The following is an 18,537-nucleotide window of genomic DNA, read 5'->3' on the forward strand; positions in this document are numbered from 1 at the left end:
GAACGTGTCTGCATTTTCCGGCTTGACCGATCAAGCGCAAGAAAATGATCATGCCACAAACGGCGTTGATTCCAATGAGGATAAAGCAACGCCCGCTCCTATTCCCATTGCTGTTTCCTTGTCTTTAGCCGCTGCCATTCGCGCCCATAAGAAAGGGAAAATGGAAAAAGCGGTTCAGATCTACAGTGATATTCTGCGCAAGTACCCTGATCATGCGGATGCAAATTACCTGTTGGGCGTTGCCGCGTTTGAACGAGGGTTGAAAATGGATGCGGTTGCCATGATCGAACGTGCGATTGAGGCCGATCCACATAACGCGGCTTATTTTGGTAAACTTGGCGAAATCCTCACCTTATTGGGGCGTTCTGAACGGGCAAATGCGGCGTATGAGCGCGCCGCTGACCTTGCCCCAGATGATGTGCGATTTCATATCGGGCGGGCGCAACTGTTGGAACGCAATGGCGACATTCAGGGGGCTGTTCAGCAATATCGCTATATTTTAGAAAAATGGCCAGATTTGTTTGAAGCCTTTTATCGGTGCGGGGCCATTGAAGCCCGTCTTGGCAACCGGGATCAAGCCCGTGAATATGTAAAGAAAGCCCTTGAAATTAAAGCAAATTATGCCGAAGCGCATTTGCTTTATGCCTTGTTGGTCTTGGCTGTCGGGGATACGCAACGTGCGCGCAAACATTTCCTGTTGGCTTCAGAACATAGCAAAGGGCGAAATGATATTCATATGAAATCGGCTGCAAAACTGATGCACTTGAAGGATTGGAATGGTGCCCTTGTTGTTTTGCGTCGCGAAACCAAGTTGGATGGAAATCATGCAGAAGCCTATCTTATGATGGGGGACTGCCTGTCTAGCAAAGAAGAATATGACGGTGCGATTTTAAGTTATGAACGCGCCCTTGAAAACCGTCCTATGCTGGCCAAAGCACATGCACGGCGCGGCTTGGCCCTGCTTAATCTCGCACAGATACAGGAAGCGCGCCAAGCCTGCCAAAAAGCCGTCCAGATTGATGCGGGTGATTGGGAAGGCCTATGTGCGCTTGGCGTTGTTATGCGTGAAGATAACGACATTCTGGATGCGATTGATTATTTGGGGAAGGCCGCCAAACTGGCCCCGACCGAGGTTCGCCCTTGTCTGGAGTTGGCGTTAGCCTATCAGGATGACTTAAATGCCAAGCGTGCCTTGAAGTACATTTTAAAGGCACAGGACTTAGCCCCGAAAGATGCGGAAGTTGATTTCCGTAAAGCCCAGATTTTGTTGCAAAACGGGGATTGGGCCGAGGGTTGGACAGCCTATGAAAGTCGCATTCAACTACCCCATTATCATTGTGTCTTACCCAAGGGGGGCGATGATGCGCCTTTATGGGATGGACAACCGGCTAAAAACAAAAGAATAGTCTTGTACACCGAAGGTGGCTTCAGTGAGGCGATTCAATTTGCCCGCTTTGTTCCTTTGGTTAAAAAACATGTCGGGGAAGTTTATCTCGTCTGTCCCAAAGATTTGGCCCGCTTGTTTGCGCCATTGGATTGTCTGGATGGTGTTGTACCACAAGATACCCCCTTGCCGCGCCATGATCTACGGGCATCCTTAAATAGCCTGCCCGGTTTACTTGGCATTGGTTCCCCCGATGATTTACCGGCCTTTACACCTTATCTGAAAGCTGCGGAGCGTGATGTTGCGCAATGGCAGGATCGCTTGGAGAAAGAGGCAGAGGGCACAAAGGTTGGCCTTGTGTGGCAAGGTGATCGTCAATATCGCAAGGACCTCCGCCGCTCCCCCGGAATTTGGCCGTTTTCACGTCTTTTTTATATGCGCAATATCGATTTTTTCAGCCTGCAGGTGGGGGATGGCGCAGATGTTCTGACAGACCCGCAGCTTTCTAAGGTCGTGCGCAATTACGGTTTGGATTTATTGGATTTTGCCGATACCGCAGCCCTGATCGAAGCACTGGATCTGGTTATCACCTGTGACACGGCCGTTGGGCATCTGGCTGGTGCAATGGGTAAACCTGTCTGGATGGTTTTGCCTTATGCGGTTGATTGGCGTTGGGGCTTGCCTGTTGCGGGCGAAGCTGTCACAAGTCTGTGGTATCCGTCTGTGAAACTGTACCGTCAATCGGCGCATGGGGATTGGGCGGATGTTTTTGCCCGTTTAGGGCTGGAACTGGATCGTTTTACTACTCAACAATAAGACAACATAAGGAATAAGGCTGTGGGACGTCAGACACCTGTCGATATGGTCATCAAAAAATTGCGCAAAAAACTGGGGCCGGACCCGCTTCTTTGTAACGAGGAGCACCGCATCCAAGTGACTGACGAAGAGAACGGTTGCCTTTTTGTCAGTGTTGAACACGATCTGGAACCCAATTGTACGTGGTTGGGGCTTTATTCAGAAGAATTAGAAATGGATTTTGATGTCAAGATCGATGAAAGATCAGGCAAAATTCTTAAAGATAAGAAGATCAAAGCAGTGAACGAAATGATTAAGTTCACTGGTGTAGACGTATTTGTCGATACGCTGGCTGAGAAGATTTTAGCCTTTAATGAAGAATTGCGCAGCAGTCGTTAATAGCCGGTCAAGCCTGTAAAGGCAGCGAGAATCAATAAGGCGGAGGTGAGAATGGGGAAAAAGACATATCCCCAGCTCAACGCCATAGTTATTTTGAACAGGCGGCTATCGGTGCATTTTTTATGTAGGAAAATACCAAGGGTGCCGATAAGAACAGCTAATATAGGCAGTTCAAAAAAAGTACTGGTGTAGATCGAAAACAACCCGTAGTCCCATCTCGTTTGTTCGGGGATAAGCCATAAGGTCAGGCTTAACAGCCAAACAGCAGACATCAGAACAGCAGAAATGGGAAAGAAAATCATAAGATTAATATGGTTTACGCGTTGTAATCCAGCCCCCAGTAATTGAAACGTTCCGGGTCGTCCCCCCATTTGTCACGGACTTTGACAAACAAGAATAGGTGAACACGACAATCCAGAATTTCTTCAAGCTGTTTTCGGGCGTTTGCGCCAATCGCTTTGATCTGTTGACCACCTTTCCCCAGAATGATTTTCTTCTGACCATCGCGGGCAACATAGATGATTTGTTCGATTTTGACGCTGCCGTCTTTCTTTTCTTCCCATGTTTCTGTTTCAACAGTTGTTGAATAGGGAAGTTCTTGGCGCAGTTTAAGATATAGCTGTTCTCGGGTGATCTCAGCCGCCAAAAGACGTTCCGGCATATCAGAAACTTGATCTTCCGGGAAAAGCCACGGACTTTTGGGAAGCTTCTCTGCGATAAAATCAACAAAATGATCCAAACCGTCCCCTTTGATGGCGGAAACCATAAAGGTATCTGTGAAGATGCCTTCATCATTCAATTTTTGCGTCAATTCCAGTAAGGCTGCTTTGTCAACCAGATCAATCTTATTGATAATCAGGATGGCTTTGCGTTTCTGTTCTTTCAACGTATCAATGATGCTTTGTGTTTCGTGGCTGATCCCGCGTTTGGCATCAATCAATAAAACGATGTGGTCGGCATCGGCTGCCCCGCCCCACGCGGCGGCAACCATTGCGCGGTCCAAACGTCGTTTCGGAGCAAAAATCCCAGGTGTGTCCACAAAAATGATCTGGCTGTCACCGCGCATCATAATGCCCAATACGCGGGTACGCGTGGTTTGCACCTTCGGGGAGACGATGGAAACTTTTGTGCCGACCATATGGTTGATCGCGGTGGATTTACCTGCATTCGGGGCGCCTACAAAGGCGACGAAACCGGCACGTTGATTGGCAAAATCGTTTTGCTCTGTCATTTGTTTTGATCCAAAAGTACATCTAAAAGGGCACCGGCAGCAGCCTGTTCAGCTTTGCGTTTTGAGGTGCCTTGTGCGCGTTGTGGTGTATGGTTTAAGACCCTGACTTCAATTTCAAAAACAGGGGCATGTGCGGGACCGGTTTGCTCGACGATTTTATAGGCAGGCAATGGCAAACCACGGCCTTGGGCCCATTCTTGCAAGGCGGTTTTATTGTCTTGCGGTGGTGTTAGGTCTTCTTCGACCAGTTCAGCCCAAAAACGCGATATAAAGGTTTCTGCCGCATCAAATCCACCGTCTGTGAAAATGGCACCGATGACGGCCTCGCATGTATTGGCAAGTATGGCTGGGTTTTCACGCCCGCCGCTTGCTGCTTCGGCCGGAAGCATATCAATATATTCACCCAGCAAAATAGTCTCTGCAACGCGGGCTAAGGCTTCGCGGCGCACCAAGGCGGTGTGACGGCGTGCCAAGTCCCCTTCCCTGTCTTTGGGGAAGCGATTAAAGAGCATATCGGCGACGACGAGGCCGACAACGCGGTCTCCTAAAAATTCGAGACGTTCGTTATCGACGCTTTGTCCGTCTTTTTTACGACGATGTGTGCTGGAATGAACAAGGGCCAGTTTTAAAGTGGCCCTGTCGTTAAAGGCGTAGCCTATCGTGTCTTCAAGCTGTGCCGGGTCAAGCATATGTTATTCAATACCTGTAAAGAGGCGGGAAAAGCGAATAGCAGACAAATCCCAGATCGGTTCCAATGTGTCTTTAGAATAAAAGAGAAACTCCGCACGACCAACCAGATTTTTTGCCGGGATAAAGCCGACTTCGGCAATCCAGCGGCTATCTTGTGAATGGTCGCGGTTATCCCCCATTGCAAAATAATGTTGCGGCGGAACGGTATAGACCGGTGTGTTATCGTTCCAACGCCAGTTATCGCTGGCTTCTGCAATCAGGTGTTTCACCCCATTGGGAAGGGTTTCCATATATTTGGTTGTACGTTGAACGCTGCCGTATTGATCGCGGGAAACGAATTCCCCGATTTTTTCGCGTTTGACGGCTTCACCGTTGATATGGAGAATACCGTTGGTCACTTGGATTTTATCACCCGGCAAACCAACGATGCGTTTGATATAGTCTTTGGACGTATTGGTCGGCAATTTGAAAACGGCGACATCGCCACGTTCCGGCTGACTTTCAAAAATGCGTCCATCAAACAGGTTGACACCAAGAGGTAAGGAATAGGTGCTATATCCATAAGAAAATTTGGATACGAACAGGTAGTCCCCGATCAAAAGTGTCGGTTTCATTGAGCCGGATGGGATGTTGAAAGGTTCGTAGGCGATGGTGCGGATGCCCAAGGCAAGAACAATTGCCCAAAAGACTGTTTTAATCGTATCCATGAATAAGCTTTTATGTCTCGTTAAATTTGAGGGAAGATGAATCCAACCTTATGGGTAACTTGTCAAGCATCATCTGCCTTTGCAAGGGCAGAAATAATGACGATAGCATGGGCCATAGGGTATTCATCCGTTAAGGAAATGTCGATTTGCGCTGTCATGCCTGCGGGGATTAATTTATCCAAACGTTCTTTTGCCCCACCGCGCAAAGTCAGGGTTGGCTTACCGGAAGGCAAGTTATCATTGATAAGGTCGCGCCAAAAAACACCCTCTCGAAAGCCTGTGCCCAGAGCCTTGGAGGCAGCTTCTTTTGCAGCATAGCGCATGGCAAAACCATTTGCGACATGGGCACGCTTTTGTACTTTTTGAATTTCTTCCGGGGCATAGACCCGTTCAATAAAACGATCCCCAAATTTTTCCAGAGTTTTTTCGATGCGCCGGATATCAATGAGATCCGTCCCAATACCGATGATCATTTTTGAACGCCCAGACGTGCTTCGTTCATCAGGCTGCGCATTTTTTCCATTGCTTCGGCTAAGCCACAGAAGATAGCCTCACCAATCAGGAAATGTCCGATGTTGAGTTCAACAATACTGGAGATTTCGGCAATGGGTTTAACGGTGTTGAATGTCAAGCCATGACCGGCGTGACATTCCAACCCTAATTCATCGGCATAGGCTGCGGCCTTGATGATGCGGGTTAATTCACGATCACGGGCCGCCCCTGTTTCATCACAATACGCCCCCGTATGAAGTTCAATCACCGGTGCGCCGAGTTCTTTTGCCGCTTCCAATTGTGCCGGGTCAGCCTCGATAAAAAGGGAGACCCGCATACCGGCATCAGACAGTTTTGCGACAATCGGTTTTAGATGATCGAATTGCCCTTTTGCGTCCAACCCGCCTTCGGTGGTGCGTTCTTCACGTTTTTCCGGCACGATGCAGGCTGCGTGCGGACGGTGGCGCAACGCAATGGAAACCATCTCTTCGGTCGCCGCCATTTCAAAATTAAGCGGTAGATTAATCTCGTTCGTCAGCCGGGTTATGTCATTATCTGAAATATGACGGCGATCTTCGCGCAAATGGGCTGTGATACCATCGGCCCCTGCGCTTGCCGCCAATTGGGCCGCACGTACCGGATCGGGAAACGAACCGCCGCGGGCATTTCGAATGGTTGCAACATGGTCGATATTGACGCCCAGACGCAATTTATTGGTCATCATGGGAATGTCCTTTGAACGTAGATTTTTGTGCAATCGCGTGTTTCTTTACACGACGGGCATGATAACGTTGAACCATGATTTTAATCGGAAAGAAAAATAAAATCCAGACAACAACAAAACTGGGAAGCCCGCCTATAAACATAGGCCAAAGCACAGGCCATGCAATTTCACCGATATAGGCGAGGTTGAGACTTTTAACCGCGGTCATCAGATGTTCGAAGAAGCTGATAAAATCCAGATCATTTGCGGCATGAACATCCCCTGCCCCCATCCATAAGCCCAAGCGATAAATGCCAACCCAGATGAAGGGGAAAGTCCAAGGGTTCCCGACCAATGTACCGATCCACGAGGCCAGCAGATTACCACGCATCAACCATGCAAACAGCGCCCCACCTGCCAGATGAAGGCCAACAAAAGGGGTAAAGGAAATGGCGGCTCCACAGGCAAAACCGGCTGCGATGCTATAAGGCGTTCCGGGCAAGCGAGCAACACGGTGTCCGACATATTTCGAGGATCGTTTCCATCCGATTGAAGGCCAGAAAAAGCCAGAGATCCGTTGCAGAATGGAAGGTTTGTTGCGACGTCGAAACATATCCGCTCCTAACTTCTGGAACGTTCAACGGAATTGATTTCCGGTGTCGCGCGCAAGGCCGCGATGATATTGGTCAGGTGGCGGACATCGTCCACTTCCACATCAATGATCATTTCGAAAAATTCTTGAGTGCGGTTCATAATTTTAAGGTTGTGAATATTGCCGTTATTTTTGGCAATAACCATAGAAAGTGCGCCCAGTGCCCCTTTATCATTCATAACCATCAGCTTCATGCGTCCTACGTGTTTGGCCGAAATATCGTGCTGTGACATATCCCACGATACATCCAGCCAGCGTTCCGGCTCGTTTTGGAATTGCATGAGGCTATCACAATCAATTGTATGAATTGTGACACCGCGCCCGGTTGTTACGATGCCGACGATCCGGTCCCCCGGCAAGGGATGACAGCAACCGGCAAAATGCATTGCCATGCCGGGGATGAGTCCACGAATAGGGACAGAGTCTGCAGACGGTTTGTCTTTATGAGACTTAACCGGAATTTTTGTTGATGTTGTAGTTTTCTTGGCCTTAATGCCTGGGAAAACGGCCTCGACGACTTCGCGTGCCGGTGTGTGACCACTACCAACTTCGGCGATCAAATCTTCTGAATCTGTAACGTTAAACTTCTTAAGAACGCCGTGCAGTGCTTTTTCTGAATACTGATAATCTTCCTGCTTGAAAGCGCGTTGCAGCATGATTTTGCCGAGGGCAAGATATTCGTCACGTTGTTGCAGGCGGATATATCGCCGAATACAGGCGCGCGCTTTGCCGGTAACCACAAAACGTTCCCATGTTGGGGACGGTTGCGGGACTTTGGACGTGATAATTTCGACCTGATCACCGTTTTGTAATTCTGTGCGTAAGGGAACAATGCGACGATTGATTTTTGCACCGACGCAACGATTACCTATTTCCGTATGAACAGCATAGGCAAAGTCAACGGGTGTGGCCCCACGTGGCAAGTTGATCAAGTCGCCCTTTGGTGAAAAACAGAAGACTTGATCCTGAAACATGCTCAATTTGGTATGTTCCAAAAATTCTTCGGGATCATCCGCACTGTCAAGAATATCCAATAACTCACGCAACCAACGATACTGGCGCCCTTCGGTCATTTGGCTGTTTGAGCCACCTTGTGCTTTGTAATGCCAATGGGCTGCGACACCGTATTCGGCAATTTCATGCATTTCACAGGTGCGAATTTGAATTTCGATACGATGATGGTCTGGTCCAAAAACACCGGTGTGCAAGGATTGGTATCCGTTTGGTTTTGGTGTGGACAGATAATCTTTAAAGCGACCGGGAACGACCGAATATTTACCGTGGATAATACCAAGCGTGCGATAACAATCTTCGACACTATCGACAATGATACGAAAGGCCATGATATCGCAAAGCTGTTCAAAACCGACGTCTTGGCGCTGCATTTTGCGCCAGATGGAATAAGGGGCTTTTTCCCGCCCGGTGATATCGGCATCGATATCCTGTTCTTTTACCGTGTCGCGGAGCTCTTTGAGAATGCGCCCGACCAAGCCGCCGCCTTGTTCACGCAGGAATTCCAGTCGTGTGATAATGGAATCGCGGGCTTCCGGGTTCAACTGGGCAAAGGACATATCCTGCAATTCGTCCTTGATTTCATGCATACCGATCCGTTCCGCCAATGGGGCATAAATTTCCATTGTTTCGGCAGCGATACGACGGCGTTTTTCCTCTTTTTTAATAAAGTGGATCGTGCGCATGTTGTGCAGGCGATCGGCTAGTTTGACCAGCAGGACGCGAATGTCATCCGACATGGCGATGACCAGCTTGCGCAGGTTTTCCGCCTGTTTGGTATGCGAAGACTGTAACTCGATCTGCGTCAGCTTGGTCACACCGGACACCAGACGTGATACCCGTTCACCGAAGGCATTTTCAATATCTTTTTGTGTGACTTCGGTGTCTTCAACGGTGTCGTGCAGCAACGCTGTAATGATGGTGTCCGTATCCATCCTGTAATCGGTCAGGATACCGGCGACTTCCAGCGGGTGCATGAAATAAGGGTCGCCAGAGGCACGTTTTTGTGAACCGTGTGCCTTCATGGCAAAAACATAAGCGCGGTTGAGGGCATCCTCATCCGCGCTTGGATCATAGGCCTTGACCCGCTCAACCAGCTCATATTGACGGATCATGGGGTCTTTTCCTTAGTCTTCGTCGTCGATTTCAACTTCGTCTTGGAAAGCAAAGGCGCCAGCAGCATCCAATGTGGCGCTATCGTCTTGTGCATTTAAGGCATCTGCCAAAGCATCTGCACTTTCTTCGATTTCGTTTGCATTATCTTCCGCGTCGTCGTCTTCGTCGCGAGACGGGGCCATGCGTTGAGAACCACGGATCAAAGACTCTTTCAATTCGGGGATTGCGATGGTCTCATCAGCGATTTCACGCAAGGAGACGACCGGGTTTTTATCGTTGTCACGCTCTACAGTCAGTTCTGCGCCAGCGGAAATGTCGCGTGTGCGCTGCGCTGCAGACATCACCAGCTCAAAGCGGTTCGGGATCTTAACGATACAATCTTCTACGGTAACGCGAGCCATTAAGTCGTCACTCCAAAATATATAAAAATGCGAAGGGCGCAAAATATAGCGCCGATACCTGTTAAATCAAGCCTATTCTTGCTCAATCGGGCGAATAATCTGATCTTTTGGCAATTGCGCCACCAAATCTGAAAGGTTTGATTTCAGTTTTGGGTGTATCCATTGCGGGTTGAGGTCCGTAAGTGGCAGAAGAACAAAGGCCCGTTCATGCATGCGCGGGTGTGGGACGCAAAACGGTTTGTCTTCTATTTTTCCCTCATCTTCAATGATTTGGGTGTTATAGGCGATCAGGTCAAGGTCTAGAACGCGCGGGGCATTGAGTTCTGAGCGGACCCGCCCGAATTCATGTTCGATTTCTAAAAGGCGCTTTAAGACGTCACGAGCATTTAGGTTCGTTTTAATTGCGGCCACACCGTTTACGTACCAAGGTTGGTCCGACATGGGAACCGGAGCACTTTCATACCAGCGTGAGACGTTGACAACCTGTAAGTCAAAGTCGTGAAGGCGCTTTATACAGGCATTTAACGTGTCGACCGGGCTGCCGTGAACAGGGGATGGCAGATTTGCGCCAAGTCCGATGTAGATCATGTGATAAATCCTTGCGAAAAAAGAGATTTCGCGTAATATGTTAGGCGTTTTTATAGTGTTGCCGCTGTATTTTGGCAATGTATTTATACTTTAACAATTGGAAATAAAGATGATTTTTTATCCACAAGAACGTATGGGTTTATTTATTGATGGTTCCAACCTTTATGCCGCTGCCCGTGCCCTCAATTTTGACATTGATTACAAACGCCTTTTAGAAGTGTTTGCCAGCAAGGGACATCTTATTCGGGCATTTTACTATACGGCCTTGGTTGAGGATCAAGAATATTCACCGATTCGCCCGCTTGTCGATTGGCTCGACTATAACGGTTATACGATGGTGACAAAACCGACCAAGGAATTTACCGATGCACAAGGGCGTCGTAAAATTAAAGGCAATATGGATATCGAACTGGCTATTGACGTTATGGAAATGGCTGAGCACCTCGATCATATTGTTATTTTCTCTGGTGATGGTGATTTTCGACGTCTTGTTGATGCTGTTCAGCGCAAAGGGGTACGGGTTACTGTGGTCAGTACGGTTCGATCCAATCCGCCAATGGTTGCCGATGAATTGCGCCGCCAAGCCGATAACTTTATTGAACTGAGCGATTTGGAAGATACTATTACGCGACCGCTTGGGGGCGGTTCTTCTCAACCGACCTTAGATGCCGATTTTATCGACGACGAGGAAGAAGAAGACTACGACGAGTAAGTTACGATGACTTTTAACGCCCCTTCTATGCCGGCACACGATTGCGGGTTCTGCCCGCGTTTGGTTGAATTTCGTGAAAATAATCGTGAAAAATTCCCGGATTTTTTCAATGGCCCTGTGCCCTCGTTTGGTCCGCTTGAGGCTCAGATGTTGGTCGTTGGTTTGGCACCCGGATTGAAGGGGGCCAATTGTACAGGGCGTCCTTTTACCGGTGATTATGCAGGTGACTTGCTTTACCCCACGCTGAAAGCATTTGGTTTTGCGCACGGTGAGTATGGAGCGCGCCCGGATGATGGCTTTGAACTGCACAATTGTCGGATTACCAATGCGGTGCGGTGCGTTCCGCCGCAGAATAAAACCATTGCAGCTGAAGAACGGGCATGTCGTCCCTTCTTGATTGATGAAATGGCGGCTATGAAGAACTTGCGTGTTCTTGTTGCCTTGGGCGGTGTGGCACACAATGCGGTTATTCAAACATTGGGGCTTAAAAAATCACATTGGAAATTTGGTCATAATATACGTCACGACCTTGGGGATGGTTTGCCCGTCCTGTTCAACAGCTATCACTGTTCGCGCTACAACACGAATACAGGCCGTTTGACACAAGAGATGTTTCACGATGTATTTCGTTCTGTCTGTGCAGAATTAAACGTTTAATCTAAGGGGAAAATAAATGGAAATCGTATGTCTTGATCTTGAAGGGGTTTTAATCCCGGAAATCTGGGTTAATTTTGCAGAAAAAACCGGGATCGAAGCGCTGAAACGGACGACACGTGATGAACCGGATTACGATGTTCTCATGCGTTATCGTCTGGATATTCTGGATCAGCACGGTTTGAAGATGAAAGACATCCAGGATGTCATCGACAGTCTTGGCCCGCTGGACGGTGCACGTGATTTTTTGGGGAAGTTACGCGAAGATTTTCAAGTGGTTATCCTGTCGGATACATTCTATGAATTTGCTGAACCTTTGATGCGTCAATTGGATTTGCCGACCCTGTTCTGCCACCGTTTGATCGTTGATGAAAATGATCGGGTAGCGGATTACAAATTGCGCCTGAGCGACCATAAACGCAAAGCGGTTGAAGCCTTTAAGAAGCTGAACTTTTATACGATTGCAGCCGGTGATTCCTATAATGATACAACGATGTTGGGCGAAGCCGATACCGGCATTCTATTTAGCGCGCCGGATAATGTGATTGCTGAATTTCCGCAGTTTAAAACAGCCTTTAAATATGATGAATTGATGGCTCATATTCGTACAGCGAGCCCACGTTTTGGCTGATATTATTAATTTGAGGCAAAAACGAAAGCAAAAGGCGCGCACCGATAAAGAAAAACAGGCCGAAGAAAATCGCGTGAAATTTGGACGCACAAAAGAGCAGAAGAAAAAAGAAGCATTTGAAGCAGATAAGCTGCGTAAAAATGTAGATGACGCAAAGCGCGAGGACGAATAGGCCTCATATGATCAGTAAAAAACGCTCCCTCAAATATGGGGAGCGTTTTTTTGTGTTTGATGTTTTTTCGACTTATTCGGATTTGTCCGGATCGAGCATCTTGTGCATATGGACGATCACATATTTTGTGTGTGCTTCGTCTACGCGCGCTTGGCTAGCGCCACGCCATGCATTCAATGCAGCTTCGTAGCTGGGGAAAATGCCGACGATATCAAGATTGTCAGGATCGACGAAATCATTGGTTTGCGGATCGGCAACTTCACCGCCAAAAACCAAATGAAGCAGAGGCTTCTCCATAGAACTTTCCTTTTCAAGTAAAAGTAACAAACAGCGAAATTTTTAATAAATATACGCATGCGATATATGTATTTCAATCAGTTATTTTAATAAATATTTGGTATTACCAAGAAAAAGGTAATACCGGATAGTTATTACATGTATTTATGATTTGTTTATATTATTTTTATTTTAAATTTCAAAATATGGTCAAGTATAGGCAGGTAATCACGTTCTTGTGATCCGTTGTGATTCCCCTTCTACATCAAAAATGTGAGACAAACTATTTATCGGCATTGTTCAACACGCCGCTTTTATATGTTTCTATTTTAATCTGGAGGTTTCCAATATGTCCGTAATTAGCAAAAAACAAATCATCAATGGTGTGGCCTGTGCCGTGGTGGTTGGCGCGATGAGTGCCGCTGTTGCCCCTGTACAAGCTGCGTCTGTCAGTGGTGCGTTTGAAGTTGCCGCTAATCCTTGTGCTGCAAATCCCTGTGCCGCAAAAAATCCCTGTGCTGCGAACCCTTGTGCGGCTAAAAACCCCTGTGCCGCGAAAAATCCCTGTGCTGCAAAGAATCCTTGCGCTGCCAATCCCTGTGCAGCTAAGAACCCTTGTGCCGCTAAAAAGAAAATGTAATCCACCTGCCTTTATTGCGCAGATTACTCTGTATAAATTAAAAATGCCCCAGCTTGACTATGCCGGGGCATTTTTCTTTTTAGGGGAGGTACGGTCTAATATTTTTCACGCATGAGGCGTGCTTTATCACGTTTCCAGTCGCGATCTTTGATACTGTCGCGCTTGTCGTGACTTTGTTTCCCTTTACCGATTCCAATGGCGACTTTGGCGATACCGCGATCGTTAAAATGAATATGTAAAGGAACGAGCGTATAGCCCTTCTGGGTCGACATCCCAAGAAGCTTATCCAGTTCCCGTCTATGCAGCAGCAATTTGCGCATGCGTTTGGGTTCGTGGTTAAACCGGTTGCCGCCTTCATATTCCGGGATATTGGCGTTAATGAGGTAAAGCTCACCGTTTTTTTCGGCAGCGTACGATTCTTGAATACTGGCTCGGCCATTGCGCAGGGATTTAACTTCCGTACCGGTCAGAACCATGCCGCATTCAATAATATCTTCGATAAAATAGTTATGGCGCGCCTTGCGGTTTTGTGCCGCAATGCGCGCCGAAAAGTCGTCTTTTTTGTTTTTAGAAGCCATCTTCTTAGATCATATCAAGATCGGCCAATACCTTGCGCACGCGTTCTTTGCTGGTTTCGGCAATTTCAACCAGCGGCAAACGTGTTTCTGAAGAACAACGGCCCATCAGTTCGCCGGCATATTTGACCGGACCGGGGCTGCTTTCACAGAACATGGCATTGTGTAACGGCAACAGTTTGAACTGAATGTCCATTGCTGTTTTTGTGTCGCCTTCACGCCATGCGCGCTGCATATCAGCACATAGTTTGGGGGCAATATTGGCAGTAACGGAGATACAGCCTGAACCACCTGCGGACAGGAACTGAACAGCTGTTGCGTCTTCGCCGGACAATTGGCAGAAATCCGCACCACAACCCAGATAGGTGTTGAGAGGACGCGTCAAATCGCCCGTTGCGTCTTTCACACCAACGATATTGGGAAGCCTTGACAATTCAGCCATTGTTTCCACGGACATATCGATAATGGAACGACCGGGGATGTTGTAAATCACAATCGGCAGATCAACAGCGTCATGGATTGCTTTGTAATGTGCAATCAAACCGGCTTGTGTCGGCTTGTTATAATAAGGTGTGACGACGAGGCCCGCAGCCGCGCCCGCCTTCTTCGCATGTTTCTGCAAGCTGATGGCTTCGGCCGTGTTGTTTGAACCGGTACCGGCAATAACCGGTACGCGTCCCTTGGCCGCTTCAAGACACAGTTCGACAACGCGATGATGTTCTTGGTGGCTGAGAGTCGGTGATTCACCTGTGGTGCCGACCGGGACGAGTGCATCAGACCCTTGCTCGATCTGCCATTCAACGTGATCTTGGAACGCTTGTTCGTCGATCTGACCGTTTTTGAACGGCGTGATCAGGGCAGGAATAGAACCCTGAAACATGTTTATCTCCTTGGAATGTGCGAGAAATTTCTCGACACACAAAATTATATTACTTTAAGAACTGGGGAACATAGCTCTTTCATTGTCAATGGGCAAGAATTCTAAATTAAAAAAGTATGTCACAACCCTTGCTAGGCGGATTGCAGGCTTTTAAAGTGTGTCTTCAAGCAACGAACGTGAGAAGGTATCGTTGCAGGAAATAACATGGAATAGGAAGGCTCGTGGCTTTGCGTCGACTATACCGATTAGGCAGAATATTTTTCGTCTGTGTACTTGTTTTATGGGGGCTTGGATCGTTGCATGTGGCAACGGCAAAACCTTTGTCCGATCAGGATTACAAGATCGCGAAGGAAGCTTTCGCACAGGCTAAAAAGAAAAAATGGAAATCCGCGCTTAACCGTGCGGTTAAAGCCGATAATCCATTACCGGCGAAATTCATTCGTTGGATGCAGATTGTTGATCCGGTGAAAGATGTTCCCTTTCAGGAAATTGCGGCTTTTATTGCGCATAATTCCGATTGGCCGCGTCAGTCGGCCTTGCAACGTCGTGCAGAAGAAGCCATGTCGGAAGCTATCCCGCCAGAATCGGTCATTCAATGGTTTAATGGTCGTCAACCACTCAGTGCAAACGGTCATATTCGATTGTCGGCCGCTTTGTCCCAATTGGGACGAAAGCAAGAGGCCCGCGAGCAAATTCGCAAATCGTGGCGGGATGTAAATTTTGGACGTCACCAGCAAAAAGATTTTTACAAACGTTATAAATCCGAACTGCGCTATGAAGATCATATCGCACGTCTGGACCGTTTGTTATGGCAAGGCCGATATTATACCGCCCGCCGTATGTTGGGATATGTCAAAAAAGACTGGAAGCATTTGGCAGAGGCACGTCTGGCTTTGCGTAAAATGCGGGGCGGTGTGGACCGCGCCATTGCCCGTGTGCCGGATGAATTGAAAGATCATCCGGGCCTTTTGTTTGAACGTATGCGTTGGCGCCGGATCAAAGGGCGTGAGGAAGACGCACGTGCGTTGTTGTTTGAGACTCCCGACGTTGTCCCCTACCCCGAAATTTGGTGGAAACAGCGATCCATTATGGCCCGCAGTGCCGTGCGTGATGGTTATTACAGCGAAGCCTATCGAATGGTGAAAAATCACGGTTTAACCGAAGGCGCCGACTATGCGGATGCAGAATGGATTGCCGGTTGGATTAAGTTACGTTTTCTACAAGAACCCGAAGTGGCACTCACGCATTTTCAAAATTTGTACGAGGCAGTGAAATATCCGATTAGCAAAGCCCGTGGCGCCTATTGGATTGCACGTACGATGGAAAGCTTGAAACGTACAGACGAAGCCAAAAAATGGTATGAGACGGCGGCGCTGTATCCTACGGCCTATTATGGGCAATTGGCCGGTGAGCGTATGAACAAGCGCATTCAGGTCGAATTGAATGAAAAAGCCAAGCCGAACCGTCAGGAACGGATTTTCTTTCATCAAAGTGATTTGGTTGATGTTGTAAACTTCCTAAAACGTATGGGGGAACGCGACCTCATGCGCCACTTTATCTATCAACTGAATACCATGAGTACGACGGCGGGTTGGCGCACGCTGGTTGCCGAGTTGGCGATTGATGCCGGACGGCCTGACTTGGCTGTTTATGTCGGGAAAAAAGCCCTGCGTGAGGGACACGGCGTTATTGAAGCAGCTTATCCCTTGCTCGATCAAAAACTGATGAGGAAAACACCGGAATCCGCTTTGGTACACAGTATTGTGCGTCAGGAAAGTGCATTTTATGAACGTGCGACCAGTCGTGCTGGTGCACGCGGGTTGATGCAATTGATGCCGCGTACAGCACATCGTCTGGCTAAGCAGAAAAATTATAAGTATTCTCGTAAAAAACTAACCACTCATCCCAAGTTGAATGTGTGGCTGGGCAGTGAATATCTGGATGATCTTTTAAAGAAATTTAAAGGGTCTTATGTACTGACCTTGTCCTCCTACAATGCCGGTCCCCATCGGACGCGGCAATGGATACGCGAGTTTGGTGATCCACGTACCGATGACCATGATTATGTGATAGATTGGGTTGAGCAAATACCGTTTAGTGAAACGCGTAATTATGTGCAGCGTGTGCTTGAAAATTTGCAGGTATACCGCTATCGCTTAAAATCCAAAGAGGTTGCAACTTCTTTGGAGGGGGATCTCCAGCGTAAGCAATGATTTGAGAGACGTGGGATGACGCAACAGTTAAAAAATATAGAAGTTTGTATGTTTGATGCTTATGGCACTTTATTTGATGTTGCAGCTTCTGCTCGTCGATGTGCCTGTGATATCGGCGAGAACTGGCTGGATTTTTCCGCGTTATGGCGAAAGAAGCAAGTGGAGTACACTTGGTTACGCACCATGATGGGCGATTTTCAGGATTTCTGGCATGTGACCGGTGATGCGTTAGATTTCACGATGGAAACCTTCAATATGCATGATCCGGCTTTGCGTGCAAAATTGATGGAATTGTATTTGAAGCTTGATGCTTACCCGGAAGTCGGCAAAATGCTGAAAAATCTAAAAGATAGAAATATTAAAACAGTTATTTTATCGAATGGGTCACGCACCATGTTGACCAGTGCCGTGCGAAAGGCGGGACTTTATCATTTGCTGGATGGTGTTTATTCTGCCGATGATGTTGGAGTTTTTAAGGTTCATCCGAACATTTATGAATTCGTGTGCAACCAATTGGACATTGATCCGTCGCAGGGATGTTTTTTATCTGCAAATTCATGGGATGCCGTCGGTGCGGCAACTTTCGGTTTTCAAGTGATATGGGTGAACCGTTTTGGCCAGAAACAGGAAAAGCTTGGCCCCAATGCGATTCCTCAATTTGAAATTCGGTCTCTCGATCAATTACCGACGTTGATTTCGGGCGCTTATGAATAATTATATCGAAAAAGAAATCGGTGCGGCAGATGGATTGCGGTTGTATACGCGTGACTATCGCGGGGGAGACCCGGCTAAACGCCCTATCCTATGCTTGTCTGGTTTGACGCGAAATTCTCAGGATTTTGAAAATATTGCAGATCATTTACACAGCCTGGGTCATCGGGTTGTAACGCTCGATTACCGCGGACGTGGGAAATCTGAATATGATGCCAATTGGGAAAATTATAATCCTACTGTTTATGTGTCCGATATTTTTAATGTCGCCTCTGCCTTAGGTCTCCATAACTGCCATTTAATCGGGACGTCACTTGGCGGCTTGCTGAGTATGGCGATGTGTGTTGTATCTCCCGGTTTGGTCCATAGCGTGATTTTAAATGATGTTGGCCCGGACCTTGATGAAACTGGTGTGGAAAAAATCATCGCCTATACGGGGGATGGTGAAAGCGTAGCCGATCTGGAGGGGGCCGTTCAGAAGTTGAAAAAGCACTATAAAGATGAACATGGCTTTGTGGATGCAGATTGGCACCGGATTGCGAAAAAAACATATAGACTGGAAAAGGGGCGCTATGTACCGAGCTGGGATGTCAAAATTGCAGATAGCCTGCGTCAAAGTGCAGCTAATGATCAAAAACAGGATTTATGGCCGTATTTTTATGCCTTGGCTGAGCGCCCGGTTTTGTTGATCCGTGGGCAGGCTTCCAGTGTTTTTAATCGGGAAACGTATTTGCGGATGCTGGAAAGATTGCCGCATATCACAGGTATTGAAGTCAAAGATGTGGGGCACGCTCCGGCGTTAGATGAAGAAGATGTTCGACAGGCTGTTTTAAACTTTATCTCTGCCTAAAAGAAAAAGACCGCTTCATTTAAAAAGCGGTCTTCAATCTCATAATCTTGTAAT

23 protein-coding genes are annotated in these 18,537 nt (G+C 47.7%); 9 read left to right on the forward strand and 14 right to left on the reverse strand.

The window, feature by feature from the left end; all coding sequences use genetic code 11:
* Positions 1 to 4 precede the first annotated feature (4 nt).
* Together ACN0VA_RS08825 and ACN0VA_RS08830 are read left to right on the forward strand one after the other, a co-directional pair.
* The gene (locus ACN0VA_RS08825) at positions 5 to 2,200 is read left to right on the forward strand and encodes a tetratricopeptide repeat protein (RefSeq protein ID WP_417820786.1); all 2,196 of its coding nucleotides are present in this window, start codon (positions 5 to 7) and stop codon (positions 2,198 to 2,200) included.
* A 21-nt stretch (positions 2,201 to 2,221) separates the two neighbouring features.
* On the forward strand, positions 2,222 to 2,578 hold the full coding sequence (locus ACN0VA_RS08830) for a hypothetical protein (RefSeq protein ID WP_417820787.1): 357 nt from the start codon (positions 2,222 to 2,224) through the stop codon (positions 2,576 to 2,578).
* On the opposite strand, the gene ACN0VA_RS08835 is transcribed toward ACN0VA_RS08830, so the two are convergent.
* The 10 genes from ACN0VA_RS08835 to folK all read right to left on the reverse strand — a co-directional run bounded on the left by ACN0VA_RS08835 (position 2,575) and on the right by folK (position 10,169).
* Positions 2,575 to 2,850, reverse strand: coding sequence for a hypothetical protein (locus ACN0VA_RS08835; RefSeq protein WP_417820788.1), 276 nt, complete (start codon positions 2,848 to 2,850; stop codon positions 2,575 to 2,577). The genes ACN0VA_RS08830 and ACN0VA_RS08835 overlap by 4 nt on opposite strands.
* Positions 2,851 to 2,894: 44 nt before the next feature.
* A complete protein-coding gene (era, locus tag ACN0VA_RS08840) occupies positions 2,895 to 3,809 on the reverse strand; it encodes a GTPase Era (protein ID WP_417820789.1) in 915 nt (304 codons plus the stop codon).
* The gene (gene rnc, locus ACN0VA_RS08845) at positions 3,806 to 4,498 is read right to left on the reverse strand and encodes a ribonuclease III (RefSeq protein ID WP_417820790.1); all 693 of its coding nucleotides are present in this window, start codon (positions 4,496 to 4,498) and stop codon (positions 3,806 to 3,808) included. Before rnc ends, era begins: the two co-directional genes overlap by 4 nt.
* 3 nt (positions 4,499 to 4,501) lie before the next feature.
* On the reverse strand, positions 4,502 to 5,206 hold the full coding sequence (gene lepB / locus ACN0VA_RS08850; protein WP_417820791.1) for a signal peptidase I: 705 nt from the start codon (positions 5,204 to 5,206) through the stop codon (positions 4,502 to 4,504).
* A 62-nt stretch (positions 5,207 to 5,268) separates the two neighbouring features.
* Positions 5,269 to 5,679: a holo-ACP synthase gene (gene acpS / locus ACN0VA_RS08855; protein WP_417820792.1), complete on the reverse strand. Its 411-nt coding sequence runs from the start codon at positions 5,677 to 5,679 to the stop codon at positions 5,269 to 5,271.
* Complete coding sequence (locus tag ACN0VA_RS08860; protein ID WP_417820870.1) at positions 5,676 to 6,419, reverse strand: pyridoxine 5'-phosphate synthase; 744 nt, start codon at positions 6,417 to 6,419, stop codon at positions 5,676 to 5,678. Before ACN0VA_RS08860 ends, acpS begins: the two co-directional genes overlap by 4 nt.
* Positions 6,409 to 7,014, reverse strand: a complete 606-nt coding sequence (locus ACN0VA_RS08865; RefSeq protein WP_417820793.1) for a DUF2062 domain-containing protein — start codon at positions 7,012 to 7,014, stop codon at positions 6,409 to 6,411. Before ACN0VA_RS08865 ends, ACN0VA_RS08860 begins: the two co-directional genes overlap by 11 nt.
* An 8-nt stretch (positions 7,015 to 7,022) precedes the next feature.
* A complete protein-coding gene (locus ACN0VA_RS08870) occupies positions 7,023 to 9,179 on the reverse strand; it encodes a RelA/SpoT family protein (protein ID WP_417820794.1) in 2,157 nt (718 codons plus the stop codon).
* Positions 9,180 to 9,191: 12 nt separating this feature from the next.
* The gene (gene rpoZ, locus ACN0VA_RS08875; protein ID WP_417820795.1) at positions 9,192 to 9,581 is read right to left on the reverse strand and encodes a DNA-directed RNA polymerase subunit omega; all 390 of its coding nucleotides are present in this window, start codon (positions 9,579 to 9,581) and stop codon (positions 9,192 to 9,194) included.
* Between the two features lie 72 nt (positions 9,582 to 9,653).
* A complete protein-coding gene (gene folK / locus ACN0VA_RS08880; protein WP_417820796.1) occupies positions 9,654 to 10,169 on the reverse strand; it encodes a 2-amino-4-hydroxy-6-hydroxymethyldihydropteridine diphosphokinase in 516 nt (171 codons plus the stop codon).
* Between the two features lie 109 nt (positions 10,170 to 10,278).
* On the opposite strand from folK, the gene ACN0VA_RS08885 reads away from it, so the two are divergent.
* Genes ACN0VA_RS08885 through ACN0VA_RS08900 form a run of 4 tightly spaced genes read left to right on the forward strand, consistent with a single transcriptional unit; the run spans position 10,279 to position 12,338 of the window.
* Entirely contained in the window at positions 10,279 to 10,881 is a 603-nt protein-coding gene (locus ACN0VA_RS08885) for an NYN domain-containing protein (RefSeq protein ID WP_417820797.1), read from the forward strand.
* Between the two features lie 6 nt (positions 10,882 to 10,887).
* Positions 10,888 to 11,538 (forward strand): uracil-DNA glycosylase, encoded by a 651-nt coding sequence (locus tag ACN0VA_RS08890; protein WP_417820798.1) that lies wholly within the window; start codon positions 10,888 to 10,890, stop codon positions 11,536 to 11,538.
* A 16-nt stretch (positions 11,539 to 11,554) separates the two neighbouring features.
* On the forward strand, positions 11,555 to 12,166 hold the full coding sequence (gene thrH, locus ACN0VA_RS08895) for a bifunctional phosphoserine phosphatase/homoserine phosphotransferase ThrH (RefSeq protein ID WP_188665939.1): 612 nt from the start codon (positions 11,555 to 11,557) through the stop codon (positions 12,164 to 12,166).
* Positions 12,159 to 12,338, forward strand: a complete 180-nt coding sequence (locus tag ACN0VA_RS08900) for a DUF4169 family protein (protein ID WP_417820799.1) — start codon at positions 12,159 to 12,161, stop codon at positions 12,336 to 12,338. Before thrH ends, ACN0VA_RS08900 begins: the two co-directional genes overlap by 8 nt.
* A 72-nt stretch (positions 12,339 to 12,410) precedes the next feature.
* Here the strand turns inward: ACN0VA_RS08900 and ACN0VA_RS08905 are convergent, their stop codons facing one another.
* The 4 genes from ACN0VA_RS08905 to dapA all read right to left on the reverse strand — a co-directional run bounded on the left by ACN0VA_RS08905 (position 12,411) and on the right by dapA (position 14,709).
* Positions 12,411 to 12,635 carry a DUF4170 domain-containing protein gene (locus ACN0VA_RS08905; RefSeq protein ID WP_188665935.1) on the reverse strand — a complete coding sequence of 75 codons (225 nt, stop codon included), beginning with the start codon at positions 12,633 to 12,635 and terminating at the stop codon, positions 12,411 to 12,413.
* Between the two features lie 303 nt (positions 12,636 to 12,938).
* Positions 12,939 to 13,259, reverse strand: coding sequence for a hypothetical protein (locus ACN0VA_RS08910; RefSeq protein ID WP_417820800.1), 321 nt, complete (start codon positions 13,257 to 13,259; stop codon positions 12,939 to 12,941).
* Positions 13,260 to 13,349: 90 nt separating this feature from the next.
* Positions 13,350 to 13,832, reverse strand: a complete 483-nt coding sequence (smpB, locus tag ACN0VA_RS08915) for an SsrA-binding protein SmpB (protein WP_417820801.1) — start codon at positions 13,830 to 13,832, stop codon at positions 13,350 to 13,352.
* A gap of 4 nt (positions 13,833 to 13,836) precedes the next feature.
* Complete coding sequence (dapA, locus tag ACN0VA_RS08920) at positions 13,837 to 14,709, reverse strand: 4-hydroxy-tetrahydrodipicolinate synthase (protein ID WP_417820802.1); 873 nt, start codon at positions 14,707 to 14,709, stop codon at positions 13,837 to 13,839.
* A gap of 221 nt (positions 14,710 to 14,930) precedes the next feature.
* On the opposite strand from dapA, the gene ACN0VA_RS08925 reads away from it, so the two are divergent.
* Genes ACN0VA_RS08925 through ACN0VA_RS08935 form a run of 3 tightly spaced genes read left to right on the forward strand, consistent with a single transcriptional unit; the run spans position 14,931 to position 18,483 of the window.
* Complete coding sequence (locus tag ACN0VA_RS08925) at positions 14,931 to 16,922, forward strand: transglycosylase SLT domain-containing protein (protein WP_417820803.1); 1,992 nt, start codon at positions 14,931 to 14,933, stop codon at positions 16,920 to 16,922.
* A 15-nt stretch (positions 16,923 to 16,937) separates the two neighbouring features.
* The gene (locus ACN0VA_RS08930; protein ID WP_417820804.1) at positions 16,938 to 17,636 is read left to right on the forward strand and encodes a haloacid dehalogenase type II; all 699 of its coding nucleotides are present in this window, start codon (positions 16,938 to 16,940) and stop codon (positions 17,634 to 17,636) included.
* Entirely contained in the window at positions 17,629 to 18,483 is an 855-nt protein-coding gene (locus tag ACN0VA_RS08935; RefSeq protein WP_417820805.1) for an alpha/beta fold hydrolase, read from the forward strand. The genes ACN0VA_RS08930 and ACN0VA_RS08935 overlap by 8 nt, the downstream gene beginning before the upstream one ends.
* Positions 18,484 to 18,537: the final 54 nt, after the last annotated feature.

This window comes from Terasakiella sp. (assembly GCF_048267425.1).
In the GTDB taxonomy this organism is placed as follows: domain Bacteria; phylum Pseudomonadota; class Alphaproteobacteria; order Rhodospirillales; family Terasakiellaceae; genus Terasakiella.